General features: G+C 43.9%; 20 protein-coding genes and 1 pseudogene. 10 read left to right on the forward strand and 11 right to left on the reverse strand.

Annotated features, from left to right (window positions below):
• Positions 1–273 precede the first annotated feature (273 nt).
• Complete coding sequence (locus Q4B79_RS04965) at positions 274–864, forward strand: DUF4126 domain-containing protein (RefSeq protein WP_303085326.1); 591 nt, start codon at positions 274–276, stop codon at positions 862–864.
• 67 nt (positions 865–931) lie between these two features.
• Positions 932–2059 (forward strand): aminotransferase class V-fold PLP-dependent enzyme, encoded by a 1128-nt coding sequence (locus tag Q4B79_RS04970; protein ID WP_303085327.1) that lies wholly within the window; start codon positions 932–934, stop codon positions 2057–2059.
• A 393-nt stretch (positions 2060–2452) separates the two neighbouring features.
• On the opposite strand, the pseudogene Q4B79_RS04975 reads toward Q4B79_RS04970, so the two are convergent.
• From Q4B79_RS04975 to ruvC, 4 genes and pseudogenes are all read right to left on the reverse strand, one after another.
• A pseudogene (locus Q4B79_RS04975) lies at positions 2453–2920 on the reverse strand (alanine:cation symporter family protein); the annotation flags it as partial.
• Between the two features lie 167 nt (positions 2921–3087).
• Positions 3088–4392, reverse strand: coding sequence for a solute carrier family 23 protein (locus Q4B79_RS04980; protein WP_303085328.1), 1305 nt, complete (start codon positions 4390–4392; stop codon positions 3088–3090).
• 54 nt (positions 4393–4446) lie between these two features.
• Positions 4447–5118, reverse strand: coding sequence for a hypothetical protein (locus Q4B79_RS04985; protein ID WP_303085329.1), 672 nt, complete (start codon positions 5116–5118; stop codon positions 4447–4449).
• 61 nt (positions 5119–5179) lie between these two features.
• A complete protein-coding gene (gene ruvC / locus Q4B79_RS04990; RefSeq protein ID WP_303085330.1) occupies positions 5180–5779 on the reverse strand; it encodes a crossover junction endodeoxyribonuclease RuvC in 600 nt (199 codons plus the stop codon).
• A 130-nt stretch (positions 5780–5909) separates the two neighbouring features.
• Here ruvC and Q4B79_RS04995 point away from each other — a divergent pair, with 130 nt between their 5' ends.
• Positions 5910–6491 (forward strand): FxsA family protein, encoded by a 582-nt coding sequence (locus Q4B79_RS04995; protein ID WP_303085331.1) that lies wholly within the window; start codon positions 5910–5912, stop codon positions 6489–6491.
• Between the two features lie 61 nt (positions 6492–6552).
• On the opposite strand, the gene epmB is transcribed toward Q4B79_RS04995, so the two are convergent.
• Positions 6553–7560, reverse strand: coding sequence for an EF-P beta-lysylation protein EpmB (gene epmB / locus Q4B79_RS05000; protein WP_303085332.1), 1008 nt, complete (start codon positions 7558–7560; stop codon positions 6553–6555).
• A gap of 96 nt (positions 7561–7656) precedes the next feature.
• Between epmB and efp the strand changes: the two genes are divergently transcribed.
• A complete protein-coding gene (gene efp, locus Q4B79_RS05005) occupies positions 7657–8226 on the forward strand; it encodes an elongation factor P (RefSeq protein WP_303085333.1) in 570 nt (189 codons plus the stop codon).
• Positions 8227–8299: 73 nt separating this feature from the next.
• Here efp and Q4B79_RS05010 read toward each other — a convergent pair whose 3' ends face one another.
• The 3 genes from Q4B79_RS05010 to Q4B79_RS05020 form a co-directional block, all read right to left on the reverse strand.
• Positions 8300–8728, reverse strand: coding sequence for a TonB-dependent receptor (locus Q4B79_RS05010; RefSeq protein WP_303085334.1), 429 nt, complete (start codon positions 8726–8728; stop codon positions 8300–8302).
• Complete coding sequence (locus Q4B79_RS05015; RefSeq protein ID WP_303085335.1) at positions 8676–8897, reverse strand: hypothetical protein; 222 nt, start codon at positions 8895–8897, stop codon at positions 8676–8678. The genes Q4B79_RS05010 and Q4B79_RS05015 overlap by 53 nt, the downstream gene beginning before the upstream one ends.
• A 128-nt stretch (positions 8898–9025) precedes the next feature.
• Positions 9026–10486 carry a mechanosensitive ion channel gene (locus Q4B79_RS05020; protein WP_303085336.1) on the reverse strand — a complete coding sequence of 487 codons (1461 nt, stop codon included), beginning with the start codon at positions 10484–10486 and terminating at the stop codon, positions 9026–9028.
• A gap of 260 nt (positions 10487–10746) precedes the next feature.
• On the opposite strand from Q4B79_RS05020, the gene Q4B79_RS05025 reads away from it, so the two are divergent.
• Positions 10747–11190: a hypothetical protein gene (locus Q4B79_RS05025; protein WP_303085337.1), complete on the forward strand. Its 444-nt coding sequence runs from the start codon at positions 10747–10749 to the stop codon at positions 11188–11190.
• The gene (locus Q4B79_RS05030; RefSeq protein ID WP_303085338.1) at positions 11180–12751 is read left to right on the forward strand and encodes a M48 family metalloprotease; all 1572 of its coding nucleotides are present in this window, start codon (positions 11180–11182) and stop codon (positions 12749–12751) included. The genes Q4B79_RS05025 and Q4B79_RS05030 overlap by 11 nt, the downstream gene beginning before the upstream one ends.
• Before the next feature lie 12 nt (positions 12752–12763).
• Here the strand turns inward: Q4B79_RS05030 and Q4B79_RS05035 are convergent, their stop codons facing one another.
• The 3 genes from Q4B79_RS05035 to Q4B79_RS05045 are packed head-to-tail and all read right to left on the reverse strand — an operon-like array spanning position 12764 to position 14721.
• Positions 12764–13825 (reverse strand): low specificity L-threonine aldolase, encoded by a 1062-nt coding sequence (locus Q4B79_RS05035; RefSeq protein WP_303085339.1) that lies wholly within the window; start codon positions 13823–13825, stop codon positions 12764–12766.
• Positions 13822–14268 (reverse strand): GatB/YqeY domain-containing protein, encoded by a 447-nt coding sequence (locus Q4B79_RS05040; RefSeq protein WP_303085340.1) that lies wholly within the window; start codon positions 14266–14268, stop codon positions 13822–13824. Before Q4B79_RS05040 ends, Q4B79_RS05035 begins: the two co-directional genes overlap by 4 nt.
• A 27-nt stretch (positions 14269–14295) precedes the next feature.
• Positions 14296–14721, reverse strand: a complete 426-nt coding sequence (locus Q4B79_RS05045; RefSeq protein WP_303085341.1) for a helix-turn-helix domain-containing protein — start codon at positions 14719–14721, stop codon at positions 14296–14298.
• 142 nt (positions 14722–14863) lie between these two features.
• Here Q4B79_RS05045 and Q4B79_RS05050 point away from each other — a divergent pair, with 142 nt between their 5' ends.
• Genes Q4B79_RS05050 through Q4B79_RS05065 form a run of 4 tightly spaced genes read left to right on the forward strand, consistent with a single transcriptional unit; the run spans position 14864 to position 16957 of the window.
• On the forward strand, positions 14864–15508 hold the full coding sequence (locus tag Q4B79_RS05050) for a DUF805 domain-containing protein (RefSeq protein WP_303085342.1): 645 nt from the start codon (positions 14864–14866) through the stop codon (positions 15506–15508).
• A 15-nt stretch (positions 15509–15523) separates the two neighbouring features.
• Positions 15524–16024, forward strand: a complete 501-nt coding sequence (locus tag Q4B79_RS05055; RefSeq protein WP_303085343.1) for a hypothetical protein — start codon at positions 15524–15526, stop codon at positions 16022–16024.
• 48 nt (positions 16025–16072) lie between these two features.
• Positions 16073–16315, forward strand: a complete 243-nt coding sequence (locus tag Q4B79_RS05060) for a hypothetical protein (protein ID WP_303085344.1) — start codon at positions 16073–16075, stop codon at positions 16313–16315.
• Between the two features lie 12 nt (positions 16316–16327).
• Positions 16328–16957, forward strand: a complete 630-nt coding sequence (locus Q4B79_RS05065; RefSeq protein ID WP_303085345.1) for a hypothetical protein — start codon at positions 16328–16330, stop codon at positions 16955–16957.
• Positions 16958–16972 lie beyond the last annotated feature (15 nt).

Raw genomic sequence — 16972 nt, forward strand, 5'->3', positions numbered from 1 at the left:
GTCAGTTGCTCTACCAACTGAGCTAAGCCGGCGGTGTTTCCTAAGTGGTGCGTATGATAGCATAATTTTGAGTTTGTGCAAGCACTTTTTTATTATTTTTGCAAATTAGTTTATAATTTATTGATTTTTAATTATTTATTTTTTAATGCATTGCCACCGCCAAAAATGGCATTTTTGCTCTTTTACAAAAATTTGCACAAAATATCACGCAGAGGTCGCACAGACATTCTGTGATTTTGTATAATATCATCAATCTAATTTTGGTGGATAGCCATGAGTACAGAGTTGTTATTAAGTGTTTGTTTGGGGATTGGCTTGGCGGCCAGCTCAGGGTTTCGGGTATTTGTACCGTTGTTTGGCATGTCTTTGGCAAGTTATTTTGGCATACTGCCATTGAGCGATGGCTGGTTGTGGCTAGGCAGTACGACCGCACTCATTATTTTGGCAATTGCTAGCATTGCCGAGTCTTTATCTTATCTTATTCCCTTTGTAGATAATCTACTAGACACCATCGCAGTACCGCTTGCTGGCATGGCCGGCACGATAGTCATGGCAAGTAGCCTGACCGAGCTTAGTCCTGCGATGACGTGGGCATTAGCCATCATTGCAGGAGGGGGAGCAGCAAGCATGGTAAAAACCACCACCGCCAGTGCCAGAGCTGTATCTAGTGCCACCACCGCAGGGGTCGCCAATCCCGTCATCGGACTTGCCGAAACAGGGGCGGCGGTTGGGTTGTCCGCTTTGGCTATATTTGCCCCCATCATTGCAGGAGTGGTGTTTGTCGTAGGTATCATCATATTCATTTGGCTCATCGCCAAAATCAAACGAAAATTGCACACCTCCACAAATACCACAGACCACTAAAAACCATTTGCAATTTGCGTGGATTTTTTGTAAATTAAGACTTTCATTTGCCAAATAAGGATTCATTATGCCCGCCCTACGAGATGACATCGACCCACAAGGACTTTTGGAATATTCGGTGGTTTATACCGACCGTGCCTTAAACCACATGTCTGCCGAATTTCAACGTGTCATGAAAGACCTATCCACCACCCTAAAATCCCTCTACAATGCTGACGCCCTCGCCATCATTCCAGGTTCTGGCACGTCAGGCATGGAAGCGGTTGCCCGTCAGCTTGCCACCGACAAAGACGTGGTCATCGTGCGAAATGGCTGGTTTAGCTATCGCTGGACACAGATATTAGAACAAGGACGCATCGCCAAATCCACCCAAGTTTTCACCGCCCAAATCCACACAGGCGAAAAAACCACTTTCGCCCCTGCCGACATTGATACCATTACCGCTTATATCCGTAAAAACCGTTCCCAAATCGTTTTTGCTCCACATGTAGAGACCGCCTCTGGCATGATGTTGTCCGATGATTATATCAAGGCACTCAGTGAAGCGGTGCATGAAGTTGGTGGTATTTTGGTGATTGACTGCATTGCCTCTGGCTGTGTGTGGCTTGACATGAAGGCACTTGGTATCGATGTACTACTGTCCGCTCCCCAAAAGGGACTATCCAGCACGCCCTGTTGTGGACTTGTCATGATGTCAGAAAATGCCAAAAAGCTCGTGGCAGAGAGCGAATCCACGAGTTTCGCCCTTGATTTAAAAGTGTGGGCGGGCATCATGACCGCTTATGAAAATGGCGGACACGCTTATCACGCCACCATGCCTACCGACAGCCTAAGACAGCTTAGAGATACGCTGGTAGAATGTCAAAAAATCGGCTTTGACACGCTCAAATCCGCCCAACTTGAACTGGGCCAAAAAATCCTAACCGTCCTAAACGACAAAGGCATCGCCAGCGTGGCAGACCCATCCGCCCAAGCGGTCGGGGTCATCGTCTGTCATGCCCCAAGTGATGAGGTGCATAAAGGCGTGGCATTTGCCAAAGTCGGTGTCCAAATCGCAGGCGGTACACCCCTACAAGTGGGCGAACCTGCCGATTACAAGAGTTTTAGAGTTGGGCTATTTGGACTTGATAAGCTTACCGATGTTGATGGTGCGGTGGCTCGCTTTAAGCAAGCGTGCGATGAGGTCTTTGCTTAATCCACTCTAATTTATCAACAACCAGCCATACCTGTTCGGTGTGGCTTTTTGCTGTATTTTTAATTGTTTACCAATAATGATTTACCAGTATCATCACACAGTCAATGCAATCCCACAAAACTTTTAATGAATTCTTATTATAACAGTTGGTTATAAATTATTTTAAATAAAATCTTTGGTTTTATGCGATATACAAGCCCCTCAAGCCCATTTATATTAAGGTCATGAACCCATCATCATGATTGCAAATATCCTTGCAATACACCAATAACTCATCGGAGGTAGTCATGCAAAAGTTAGGTTTATCAATGATTGCTGTTGCGTCTTTATTGGTGGTGGTGGCAGCGTTATTTGTCGCTGTATTTATCGCCACAGAGTACGCCAGAATGGACCCAGACCTTGCTCAATATAATAGGCAGGACCGCCACGAAATTTACCTGTGATGGGGTCTTTGATTTTAAAAAGCTGGGCAAGACTAGACTCAGCCAATGCCGATGCCATACCAATGATAGCAATCAGCCACATCCAAAACACCGCCCCAGCACCACCAATACCAATGGCAAGTGCCACCCCTGCAATATTGCCCACGCCGACACGGCTGGCAAGTCCTGTTACAAATGCCTGAAAAGCCGAGATGCCTTCGCTTGCGTCATGACCTTTGCGACTACTTAGCATACTTTTGACGCTTCGCCCAAATAAGCGAAACTGTGCAAATCCTGAGGCGATGGTAAAAAACGCCCCTGCAAAAATCAACATCCACAACAAGATGTCCCACAAGGGCGAATTAATGGCATTAACCGCACAATGCAGTTTATCAACGCCACCACCCGCTTGGGCGATGCATTCAGAAAAACTAGACATGCTATTACCTTTTGTCATTTAATCAAAAAACGACACGCCAAAATGACGGTCGCTATGGTTGCACCGATTACCACTTCAAAAGTTATCGGTATTTGTCATAAGTTTATGGGAAAATATTATAAACCATTCTTATCAACTTTTCAAATTTGAATGATTGGACTTCGTATTCAAATCGCCCCCTCTTTGTCTTTGGTAAATCCTAGCACCCAATTTAAGAAAATCGCCACAAAAGTCGCTGTACCGATACCGCCCAAATCAAATGAACCAAGCATCAAACCAAAATTACCCGTACCCAAAATCACGGTAACAGAGGCAACCATGAGGTTTTTGTTGTTGCTAAAATCCACTTTGTTGTCAATCCAAATTTTCGCCCCTGCAATAGCAATCAAACCAAAGACAACAATACTCGCCCCTGTCAGCACAGGCGTGGGAATGGTTTGGATTAACGCCCCAAACTTAGGCGATAACCCCAGCAAAATCGCAAATACACCCGCCACCACAAACACGAGTGTCGAGTACACCCGAGTGATTGCCATGACACCGATGTTTTCGCCATAGGTGGTCATGCCTGTACCGCCCACACCTGCCGAGAGTGCCGTTGCCACGCCATCAGCGACAAAGGCTTTGCCAAGCTGTGGCGTCAGGTTTTCGCCTGTCATTGCTCCGACTGCCTTGATGTGTCCTAAGTTTTCCGCCACAAGGATAAACGCCACAGGAGCAATGATGAGCATGGCGTTCATGTCAAACACAGGCGACGAAAAATTTGGCACGCCAAACCAACTTGCCTGCCCAATCACGCCAAAGTCAATCGGTGTTCCCATGTTCATGCCATTGGCGACAACGGCATAAATCACATACGCCATAATCAATCCCACGAGGAGTAGTAGGCGTTTTAAAAAACCTTTGGCAAATACCGCCACCCCACTCATACAAAGTACCGTTACTAGTGTCATGGCAAGCTCAAAGGGTTTGCCCGCCACGCTCAACACCGTCACAGGGGCAAGGTTAAGCCCGATAATCATGACGACCGCACCTGTTACGACAGGGGGCATGAGTTTTTCAATCCAGCGAGTGCCTGTCCCCATGACGATAAAGCCGATGAGAGCATAGACCACGCCACAGGCAATGATACCGCCCAAAGCCACACCCAGATTGGGGTTTGCCCCAGAACCTGTGACATGAGCCGTTGCTGCTGCCACCACGCCAATGAAGGCAAAAGATGACCCAAGATAACTTGGCACACGTCCGCCCGTCATGACAAAAAACAAAATCGTACAAATGCCACTCATCATAATGGCAAGGTTGGCATCAAAGCCCATCAAAATGGGGGCAAGCACGGTCGCCCCAAACATGGCTAGGACATGCTGAATGCCAAGCATGACCGTTTGGGCAGGAGGTAGGTATTCGTTGGTTGCCACAGGCTCTTTGGCAATGTCGCCTTGATAAGGTTTGAATGTGGGAAAAAATGACATTTTTTATCCTTTTATGTTTTGCAATCAATGTTTAAAAAATCAATTTAATAACCATCATTGCCAAGCTGCACCCAGCATCGCCAGATAAATCAGCTGAAACGGTGCGGTGACCACATCAGCCACAAAGGCAAATGGTTTTAATAAGGCTCGTTTAGCTTTATCATCTCTAAGATGAGTGATATGAATGGGATAAGTGCCTTTGACGGGTTGTAGGGTGGCGTTGGGTGGGGTGGTTTTGTCGTACACTTTCATCAGAAATGACATTTTACAGCTGCCATAAGGGCTAGGGAGATGGGTGTAACAATAACGGTTTAGTAGCTCTTTTTCTTGGTTGGTGATGAGATTTTCTGGTTTATCATAAGAAAAATAAAAAACAGCGTAATCATCTACAATGGTATCATGCTTATAATGGCGAATTTTAAACTCAATTGGTTCAGGCTTAAAATGCTTTAAATCCAGCACTTTGCCAATTTTATTGAGATTATCTAGATTTTTACCATCATCATAAGTATCATTGAGTTCATAGGTGTATTTGTCGCCCAAAATCACCATCAAATCACGCCGTGGCGTACCATCTGCCGAGACGTAATTTAACATATAACGCACGTGGTCGTGTTCGGTGGTTTTGATACTTAGGCTGGTTTTGTCATACACATGGGAAGTGACACAGCCTTGCAATAGCAGGGCAGTCAAGCTAAGTGTGCAAGCGGTTTTTAATAAGTTCATACAATACTCCTTAGTAAAATACCACAAAAAAGCGATAATTAAACAATCATCGCTTTATGATTTATTGGGATTTTAATAAAGGGTTGGTTGCCAAATCAGTTTCGGACAAACGCCAACGCCCCTTTTTTTTGGTGGTGGCACGCCCCTTTAAGGTAGTATTACCCAAAAGTTTGTGCATCGAATGGCTAGAATGAGCATGACAAATGGCACACGCCAAGCCGTCCGATGCGTCCGCTTGTGGCACGACCGACAGCTCCAAAATACGGCACACCATCGCCGTTACTTGCTCTTTGTCCGCTGCCCCATAGCCACAGACGGCTTGTTTAATCTGACGAGCGGTGTATTCGGACACCGTCAAGCCCTGTGCGGTCAAAGACGCTATCGCTGCCCCACGAGCCTGCCCAAGTTTTAAGGCACTGTCGGGATTGGTTGCCATAAATACTTGCTCAATGGCGGCATGTATTGGCTCATCAAAGTATTTTTGATGGTGCTGAACAATACGAGTAATGCCCCCAAAAATCTGCCCAATACGCACAGGCATATCCGTCCCTTCGGTGCGTATCACTCCTGCATCTAAAAAGCTAAGACGGTCGCCCACAGCACGAATAATGCCATAGCCTGTCATACGAGAACCAGGGTCAATGCCGATGATGAGTGTCATTGTTCAACTACTAAATATGTTACAATTTGTTATCCAAAGCCTTGAAAATTTGGCGTTGGGGCAAAGATTTGGTATTATAAACCATTTTGTTTTCAAATTCATTATCTGTTAGGTATTCTAAGGAAAATTTATGGGCGTGGTCGTTGGCATTTTGCTCGTTTGGTTCATCATTGAAATGCTTGTTTGGTATTTGCTTGCTCAATTCATGAGCGGTTGGCTTGTGTTTATTTGGTTCATCGTGGCGATTTTTATTGGGCTTGCCCTCATCAAAAAATCCGCCAGCACCCTAAACCCAATGGCTCAGCAAATGAAAGCCATGCAAAATGGCGTGATTCCCAACCCTGCCAACCAGCCCCCCGAAGCCACTGTCACCAAATCGGTAGCAATGGGATTGGCTGGGATTTTGTTTCTATTACCAGGTTTGTTGACGGATGCGGTGGCGTTTTTATTATTATTGCCTGCCATTCAAAAAACACTTACCACCAAAGCCAAAGATTACGCCATGAAAAACCAAGACAAAATGATGGCGATGATGGCAAAACAAATGGGCGGTCAAAGCCCCTTTGGTGGCATGGGCGGAATGGGTGGCAATCCATTTGGCGGTATGGGGGGTATGGGCGGACAAAATCCGTTTGGACAAGGAGGGTTCGGCTCCGGCACAACCATTGATGGACAAGCCAAAATCAAAGGCAAGTCCGCCAACGATGATTGATAATGCATAAATAAAATCGCTCAATGAAAATTGGGCGATTTGCATTATTGGTAAGGCTTTTTTATTTTATAAACCGATAAACATCAATCGGCATTTTATGGGGTTTGCCTGCGATTTCTTGGACAAATTTTGGCATAAGATAACCCGATAATTTTTCTAGCATTTGCCAATAAATCTCCGCCACCCTTTCTGATGAAATGTCAAAATGGCTCGCCCCTGCCACTTTATCCAAAATGTGCAAATAATAAGGCAAAACCCCAATGTCAAATAAGCGATGACTTAATTCACACAATGTATCTGCGTCATCATTAACCCCTTTTAATAAAACGCTTTGATTTAATAACATCACGCCATGATGTTTTAGGGCTTGGCATTTATTGGCTAATGCGTCATCAATTTCGTTGGCATGATTGATGTGTAATACCATGACGATGTTTTTTGGGCTTTGATTTAATATATTTAATAATTCATCGTCAATACGATTTGGTAGTATCGCAGGCATTCTAGTATGAAGGCGAATGGTTTTAACGTGGTCAATATCAGATAATGCCGTTATCCATTCATTAAATCGGCGATTATTGATATTTAAAGGATCGCCACCGCTTAATAACACTTCATCAATATTTTCATCACGACTGATATAATCAGCAATTTGGCGAATGTCATCAGAGCTTGGCAAATTCGCCCCATAATCAAAATGCTGACGAAAACAATAACGACAATGCACCGCACACGCCCCCGTTACCGTAATCAAGGCTCGGCTTTGGTATTTGTGCAATAATCCCTTGATGGGATTGTGGTTATTTTCATCGAGTGGGTCGGTCGTATAACCCATGACGGGCAAGGTTTCGGCGATGTCGGGTAGGATTTGTAAAAGTAGGGGGTCATTTGGGTCGCCTTTTTTTATTTTTTTGATAAAAGCGTGTGGCACTCTTAGGGGGAATTTTTTGGGCTGGTGTGGTTCGGTAGGTGCTGGCAAATCAAGCAAGGCATATAAGGTCGGCACGTCGCTCACGGCATTGGCAAGTTCGGTTTGCCACGTCGTTTCTTTAAAAAAAATCTCGTTCATTTTTGACAAAGTTTAGGGATATTGGGTATAATAAGGGGTTAAAGTGCGTTATTATAACGCATTTTTCTGATTTCTTTTACAATTAAGGTAATTTTCATGGCAAGTTTTTCTACCAACGAATTTAAAGCTGGCTTAAAAGTCATGCTAGACGGCAACCCCTGCTCTATCTTAGAGAACGAATATGTCAAACCTGGTAAAGGTCAAGCCTTTAACCGTGTCAAACTACGCAACCTAAAAACAGGTAAAGTCCTAGAACAAACCTTCAAATCAGGCGACACCCTAGAAGGGGCGGACGTAGTAGACACCGAAATGAACTATCTGTACAATGATGGCGAGTTCTGGCATTTTATGCACCCTGAGACCTTTGAGCAGCTATCTGCTGACAAAAATGCGATGGGCGACGCTGCCCAATGGCTCAAAGAAAACTCAAACGCCCTTTGCACCATTACCCTATTTAACGGCGCTCCCTTGTCTGTTACCGCTCCGAACTTCGTTGAGCTAGAAATCGTAGAGACTGACCCTGGTGTGCGTGGCGATACTTCTGGTGGTGGCGGTAAACCTGCCAAGCTAGAAACGGGTGCGGTGGTGCGTGTGCCATTATTTGTTCAACAAAACGAAATCGTCAAGGTAGACACTCGTACTGGCGAATATTTGGGTCGTGCGTGATTAAATCCCATGAAGACAAAAGACAGTTACAACAACTGTCTTTTTTGTTTTGGGTATCCTACACACCTTAGTATTAGAAGTTGAACGACAAACTTGCCGACACATGACGCTCTGGCATGGTCGCACGCTCTATTTGAGTGCTATCCGTTGCCGACATGCCTGATACAGTAGCGTAGTCATGGTATTTTTGATTGAACAAGTTGTTTAGATTGACATTTAGACGAATATTGGGGTTGATGTTCCAATAAGTTGCCAAATCCATAACATGGTAACCACCAGCATGATAAAACTGCTCGCCATTATCCGAGCGTTTACCCGCCACAAAACTAGAAGTAAGCCCCACGCCATATTTATCATCTGGACTGTCATAACCAAACCCTAAGGTTGCTTTGGCAGGCTGTACGCTATCAATAGCCACCTTAGCTCCTAACCTATCAGTGGCTTTGTAGTTACTCGCCCCTGCCCCAAATAGTCGCCCCAATTTGGCTGATTTCTTTGGCATCAATAGAGGTAACCGACCCAGCCCCACGCTCCAACGCTCGCCCTACACCAGAGACTGAAATAACCATCGGTTCAAGTTCTATATGAGGTATTTGCGATAACGCTTTGGCAGACGCAGGCGACATCAACACCACAATACTCAGACTAAGCAAGGTCAATTTTATTTGCATTGTTTCTCCAAAAATTAAATGATAATCATAATTATAACATTATTATTTTCATTAATAAATGGGATTTATTCACAAAAATTCATCAGACAATAAAAAACCCAAGACATTCATCTTGGGTTTTGGGTAGGTTATTGTTTGTCGTTATTTTCTAGTTTGTCTTGCAAGCGAGCCAAATAACGAGCCGCAGCCTCACGTCCTCCCAAGCCAAAGGCTAAGGCAAAAGCGACAGCCACAGAACCAAGTGTCAGACCAAAGGCAAGGTTGACGATACTATCAGCGATACCCATTGCTTTTAGACCCATCGCCAGCACCAAACCAACAACCAGTGTGCGTACGATGTTAGCAAGGCATTTTGAGCCTTGATTGGAACGCTCAATCACACCAGCCACGATGCCAGAGAGCCAAAAGCCAATGACCATGATGACTGCACCCAAGATGATTTGTCCACCAAAATGAATGAAATGCGTGATGATTTGGCTAATTTGTACCAAGCCTAGCACGTCCGCTGCCGCCACAGAAGCAAACAACATAGCAAAGAACAAAATACCGCCACGCACCAAGCCTGAGACTTTTTGTGAACCTAGTGCTTCTTGTACGCCCAACTTGGCAGGAATGCTATCCACCTGCGTGTTTTCAAGCAAGCCCTTAACGATGTCCGCCACCATACGCACCACAAAATAAGTCAGCACCAAAATCGCTGTCGCCGTGAAAACATTCGGCAATGCCCCCATGATTTCGTTGAGCATGTTGGTAGCAGGACGGCTAATCGCTTCTACTTGCAGTGCATCGAGCGACGCAATGGTAAACGGCACAATAACAAGCAAGAAAGCAAGCGAACCTGCGATGTTTGGCAAGCTGTTTTTTTCGCTGATACCCGCTTTGCTGGCTAGGGCTTGGATATTTAGTGAGCCCACCAAATCAGTAGCAATACCCTTGATGATTCTAGCAACCACAAGACCAATAAAGAAAATCACGCCTGCAATAAAGATGTTTGGTACAAATGCCAACATCTTATCAATCATGTTGGTTAGTGGCGTAAATAGTCCATTTAGCCCCAAACGACCCAACACGATGGTTAGCACCACAAGCAAAATCAGCCAATACACCGCATCAGCAATCGCCCCACTCATGGGCTTAACAGAGGCTTGTTTTGCCAATTTATCATCTAAGGTGGTCTTAGATAGTGCTGTCAAGATGGCATTTTTTGCCATGATGGCAAGTACCCAGCCAACCACACCGACCGCAACCGCTGCCAGCAGGTTTGGCACAAACAGCAGCACTTGGTTTACCATGTTGGCAAATGGTGCTGAGATGGTAGATAGATTTAGCTGATTTAAAGATGCTGATACGCCAATAGCAAAAACAAACCAAAACACGATTTTACTAAGCAGACTGTGCAAATCATAATTTTTGCCCGTCTGAGCGTTCATTTTTTGGTTAAGGTTAATCTTGGTCAGTGCTGTTTTGGTTGCCGAACCAAAAATCAGTGCAGCAAAATAACCCAACAAAAAAATCAAAATCGCCCCAATAACCGAACCTATCGGACTGCTCAGATAGTGGTTAAACAACGCAAAAGAATTTGGTTGCATAAGGACACTCCTTACTAGTTATGAAAAATTTAATAATAATAAATAAAAAGCAAACCCATAAGACTTTGCAAAAATCATACCTTTTATTCATTTTAACGACATATGCTATCATTTATTTGACTGAAAACACCGTCAAGACACAAAAATTTACATTATTATAACAAATATCAAACCAACATCAACCGCAAGCACTACCTTCGGTAAGGATTTTTAAAAGATTTTGGGTATAATACCAATAAATTTATCAGCTTACCAAACCCATGAAATCAAGTGCCAGCCCTCCAAAACCCACCAAACCCATTTGGCTTATCCTAAACCGAGTGTGGTTTTTGTGGATTTTTTACCGCCTACTGGCGTATCCGTTGCTGGTTGGTTTCTCTTTGTCATCAATGGGGCAGGCACTGATGGGTGTGGTATGGCAATTTTTTGTTCTGCTCCCTGCCTTGCTTTTGACACCCACCATCAAAAAAGGAAACTCCCCCTACGCACTCATCGTTGCAAGCCTTGTGATGTTGGTATATTTGGGGGCGGTTGGCGTGTTTTTACTCATGCGACTTTACGAAAATGCACCCTTGCCAGTCAGCATAGGGTTTGCCATCGAAACCTTCTTACTACTTGCCATCAATGCCCTACTGTTTGTTTTATTAAAACGGCTGCCACCCATGCACAAAAGTGCCTTGCAAGGACGCTCCAATGATTTGTAATTTTAAAAACATGGTCATTTTAGCCTTTTTGACATCATCTTTACCGTCGTTTTCCCAAGAAAATCCAATGCCTATGGGACAGACCACGCCCACCGTGCCACTCATTTATCAAAATCATCATCAACATTTTGGCTATCATAACAAATGGCATAACAGCACCTCATTAGCAAGCGAGCCGACCCAAAAACCCCTCGCCCCCAGCATGACCACAGGGGCACGTTTTAACGAGCAATATCTAAATAAAGAAATCGCACTGTGGATGCTTCGTCAAATCAATGAAAGTACACCCATCATTGAGGACGCATGGGTAAGTCAGCTCATTTATGACATGACCGCTAGCATGAACGCCACCGTTCGCACTCAGCCCCTCATTGCCACGCCCATCATTCACGACAACAGTATCAACGCCTTTGCCGTACCAGGTGGGCTGATTGGGCTGAATACAGGTACGGTGCTGTCGTCGGGGTCGCTTGATGAAGTGGCGAGCGTGTTGGCTCATGAAATCGCTCATCTTTCTCAACGCCACTACGAACACCGCCAAGACGAAAAAGGCAAACTGCTCGCTTTGCAATTAGGTGGACTTTTGACAGCGGTTGTGGCAAGTGCAGTCAGTGGCGATTTGGCAACCACCGCCCTTATCGGCTCACAAACCGCTGTGGCAGAAAGTATGGCAACCCACAGTCGAGAGCATGAAAAAGAAGCCGACCGTGTGGGCATGCAGATTCTCGCCCAGTCAGGCTATGATGCACGAGCGATGGCACGGTTTTTTGAGCGTCTTTATAAACAAGCATCGCTCCATCAAAGCAAAGATGCTTTTTTGCCAAGTTTTGTGCAATCTCACCCACTGACCGCCGACCGTCTTTCCGAAGCGTCCGTGCGAGCGATGGCATATCCGCTTGTGAGTATGAGTACCAAAGAAAGCCAAGCCAGAGATTTTGATAAATTGACATGGCGACTTAGATACCTTACCCATCAAGCCGACATCAGCACGCTAGATATCGCCAGCAAAAGCAGTCAAGGGGCGACGTTGGCTTTGGTTGGTGCGTTGGCGGACAAGGGGCGATATGATGAAGCAATGGAAGTTTTTGGGCGTGGCAATTTTGATAAATCCGACCCGCTTGTGTGCATAACTCACGCTCACGTTTTGACCAAAAAAGGCAGCCACGCAGAAGCAGTGGCGGTTTTGACAGCGTGCCAAGCCATTTATCCAGAACGGCGAGATTTGCGGATACATTTGGCAAATGCACGCATTGATGTCAATGATGGCGATGAGGCAATCAGGCTAGTCAAACCATTAACCGATAAAACCGCTCACGACCGCGAAGCATGGGGTGTATTACAGCGAGCCTATGAAAAATCCACCCTAAGCCCAGCCCTTGCCAATATCTACGCCCTACACGCTCGCTCGCAAGTGGAATTGTGGGGAGCAAAATATCAAGGAGCGTTACAATCCAACGCCCAAGCCATTAAAATCGCCAAAGAAAATCCCGATTTTAACGTTTTACCCATGCTAGAAAACAGCAAGCAAGCGATAATGACGGCGAGGGATTATAGACCTTGATAAAACTACGTGCTAAGAGGTGGTCTTAGTTACGTCTTGCAAACAAATCTTAATTTTATCAATCAACGTATCCACCTGCTCCACACTCGTATCAAAACTCATCATCAGCCTTATTTCACCTGTGGTCGCATTCCAATCATAAAAATGAAAATCCTCATGCAATCGTGCCACCACATCGGCAGGCAATATGGCAAAGACAGCATTAGACTCCACCGCTTGGGTAATGCTAACACCGTCTAAGTCTTTGATTTTATGGTATAAATACCGTGCCATCTCATTGCTATGGCGAGCAAGGGTCAGCCACAACTCATCGGTAAACCACGCCACAAACTGAGCCGAGATAAAGCGGTGTTTGCTGGCTAGGTGCAGATGATTTTTACGCAGATAGGGCATGACACTATCTATGGCAGGGTTTAGCACCACCAAGCATTCGCCCATCATCATGCCATTTTTTGTACCACCGACTGAGAGCATATCCACGCCCGTACTGGCGATGTCAGCAAAGCTGCAACCCAGATAAGCACAAGCATTTGCAAGCCTCGCTCCGTCAATATAAACCGCCAGCCCATAAGATTTGGCAACTTGGACAATCGCGCGGATTTCGTCCAGCGTATAGCACGTCCCAAGCTCCGTAACTTGACTGATATAGACGGTGGTGGGCTGTGGGGCGTGCGGATTGCCGATGTTTTGGCAAAGGCGAGCGATGTCATCAGGGCGTAATTTGCCGTCAGGGGTGGCGACCGTCAGTAGGCGAAGTCCAGCCACATAGGCAGGGGCGTTACTTTCATCGTTGTGAATGTGGGCATTAGTGGTGCAAATCACCGCCCCATGTCTGGGGGTGAGTGCCGACAGGGCGATGATGTTCGCCCCTGTGCCGTTAAAGACAGGGTAGGCGGTGGCGGTCTTACCAAAATTTGCCTTGATAAGCTCATCAAGTTTACGATTGTAAACATCATCGCCATAGGCAGGCTGGTGTCCACCGTTAGCCTCTGTTATTGCCTGCATTATCGCAGGGTGTACGCCTGAGTAATTGTCAGAAGCAAAGGCAAAACTTGTAGGATTGTGCAAACTCATGCGGTGAGTGCCTTTTTTACCAAGCCAGAAATGACGGCAGGGTCAGCCTGTCCTGCGGTGGCTTCTTTGACGGCATTCATGACTTTGCCCATGTCTTGCATGCCACTTGCCCCAAGCGTGGCAATGGTTTCGCTGATGATTTGGGCAAGTTTTTCTTCGGAGAGTTGGGCGGGCAAAAACTCGCTAATCACATCAATCTCAAACTGCTCTTTTTGTGCCAAATCATCACGCCCATTGGCAACATAAATACCCAAAGACTCTTGGCGTTGTTTGATTTGTTTTTGCAATAGTGCCAAAACTTCTTTGTCATTGAGTTCTTTTTGGTCATCGATTTCAATTTGCTTAATGACGGCTTGCACATTGCGTAGCACTTTGACTTTATCCATGTCTTTGGCTTTCATGGCGGTTTTAACGGTTTCGGTGAGGGTTTGTTTTAGGGTCATGGATTGTCTCCTATGGATGGATGAGGGTTATTTATGCTGTTTTAACAATTCATTCATTTCTTTTAAAAGTTTAATTTCTTCTTTTAAAGAGAGAATAATTTCATCTTTTTGAGCGTTTGATGATTTTTCGTAGGCAATTTTTTGTTCTAAGAAATCAATTTTTGATTTTAAATCAGTATCGCTGAAATTTTCATAATAGTTATTTTGAGCATAATGACTGATATATCCATTTAAAACAGAAATATTATAATCACTGTCTCGCCATGCTATTAACTCTTCTATTTTCATACCAAAAGCATGAGCAATTTTTTCTAAGCTATCAATGTTGGGTATACTCTCCCCACGCTCAATATTAGCATAGCCGTTTTTAGATAACATGGCACGCTCTGCCATGTCTTCTTGGGTAAGCTGATGTAACTCACGCAATTTGCGAATGGTGTTATGAAGTGCCATAAAATACCTAGTAAAATGGGTGGAGAAACCCAGTGGTGTGGGTTGTTTGGATTGATTTTTGTAATTATTATAACAAAGATATTGCATTATTATCAATTTATTTAAATATTTTTTGAATGATTTTGTGTTAAAGGTAGTGGATATGAAAGGTGTGGTTATTGATTTTTCGATTCAGACAAACAGCGGACTTATTAGTGGTGATGATGGTAATCGCTATACTTTTACAGGGTCAGAGTGGCGTGAGAATTCTCCACCAATGCGTGGCATGAGAGTGGATTTTGATATAGACGGCAATGGTTTTGCTTCTGCAATTTACCAAGAGATTGTCGTCAAGTCGCAAAAAATTGAACGCCCTACATTTAGGCAAAATCCACAAAAATACGCACCAAAAACTGAGATTATGTCTCAAGATGAGTATATTGATGAGAGTGAGTATACTTTTATAGATTGGTACAAAAAAGTACTTGTGAATTACGTAAATTTTACAGGTAGAGCGAGACGTAAAGAATATTGGTTTTTTGTCCTAGTCAATTTCATGGTGGGTGTAGCTCTTGGTATCGTAAGCCCGTTTATTAATGAATGGGCAGTGGCACTTTACTGGCTATACAGTCTTGCGACTTTTTTACCAGCTTTAGGTGTAAGTATTAGACGACTACATGATATTGGTCGTTCAGGCTGGAGCCTTTTGGTAGGCTTAATACCAATCATCGGTCCATTTATTGTCTTATTCTGGTTTGCAACAGAAGGCGATGATGAGGAAAATGAGTATGGATATCCACCAAAATAAATTCAAGGATAGGTAATGGCAACCGCAATTCTTATATTTTTAAATGCTAGTATGCTTATCGGCTTGATATTGATAGCAATACACGGCATTAATTATTTTGTTAAAAATTTTAATCAATTTGAGCAGGCATTAGAGAAGAAAGAAAAGCAAAGAGAGTTGGGTTATGTTACCGCTGACGATGGCTTAACTTTTACGGGAAATAGGTCTGAGCTTTCTGACATTTCTGAGCAGGAAATAACGCTTTTTAAAGGCGTGATGATGAATGGCTACCTTGAACTAGAAAAGCAGTTTATGTGGATAGTTGCTTATGATGTTGCCAAAAATTATGCCAATAGATTAGCTCATATTGGCATTTTAGTTGGTGAAGAGGAGAAAACAACGGTAGAAAAATTATTTAAAAGCATTGCCAATAGGTTTCCAAAACTGCATATTCATGGTATGGATGAAGATGTAGAAAACTTTATAGACCTTGAGACTACCGCTACCATTAATGCTGTTAGAAGACGTTTAAGATAATTAAACTTATGTTGAGTTTTTTAATTTATTTAAGGCAGTCAAGATATTATGCTTAAAAAAATTTTAATAGGTTTTATTGCTTTTATCATAGGGTTAATTATTTTAGCTTTTATTGGTTTTAAAGTGGCTTTGCATTACGAAAAACAAGAAGCAAAGGAGTATTTGTTTCAAGAGCGTTACAAGCATTGTCGATGGCAAGGTCATAGTGATGAGAGTTGCTTAGAGTTTGCAGAGCGTATGCAAGAAATAGATGAAAATCCAATTCGTGTTGTTGGTTCAAATTTTAATTAATTCGGAGAAATTATGTCATTTTTAAAAGAACTCTTTACTGGTGCAGGTCAAGGTGCTGGTTTTGTGCTTGGTGGTGCTATTAAAGCGGTGGGTCATGCCACAGACAGCAATTTTATTAAAGAAGTTGGCAGTGGTGTTGAAAACTCAATGACTTATACTGGTGTTGTTTTAGGAAATGTCGCTGATGGTATTGCTGATGTGGTGGATGGTATTGCTTGTCAAGATGAGCGTAAAGTCGGACAAGGGTTTAGCAATCTTGGTAATACCGCAGTGGATGTTGGCTCACAAATGGTTAATACGGTTGCAACAGTTGCCAAAGAAAGTGTAAATACGGTCGGCTGTATCGTAGATGGTGATTTAGATGGCGCCAAAGAATCAGTCAAACATCTTGGAAAAGTTGCGGTGGTATCCACTTTGGCTATTGGTATTGTTGATGTAGTGGACAGCATTGAGGACACAGAAATGCAAACAGACAATCCACAATATTTAACAATAGACAATCCTAATACTCATTATGTAGAACCACACGAAAGAGTATTGCATGACGGTAGAGTGATTTGGGTGGATGGTGATGGAGATACTTCGGTTCATCGTGATACAGGTTGGTTCCAAACAAATCCTGATTATAAAGTTCCTGTTTAGTAATAATGCCCACAA

This window comes from Moraxella sp., from assembly GCF_030525845.1.
GTDB lineage: Bacteria > Pseudomonadota > Gammaproteobacteria > Pseudomonadales > Moraxellaceae > Moraxella.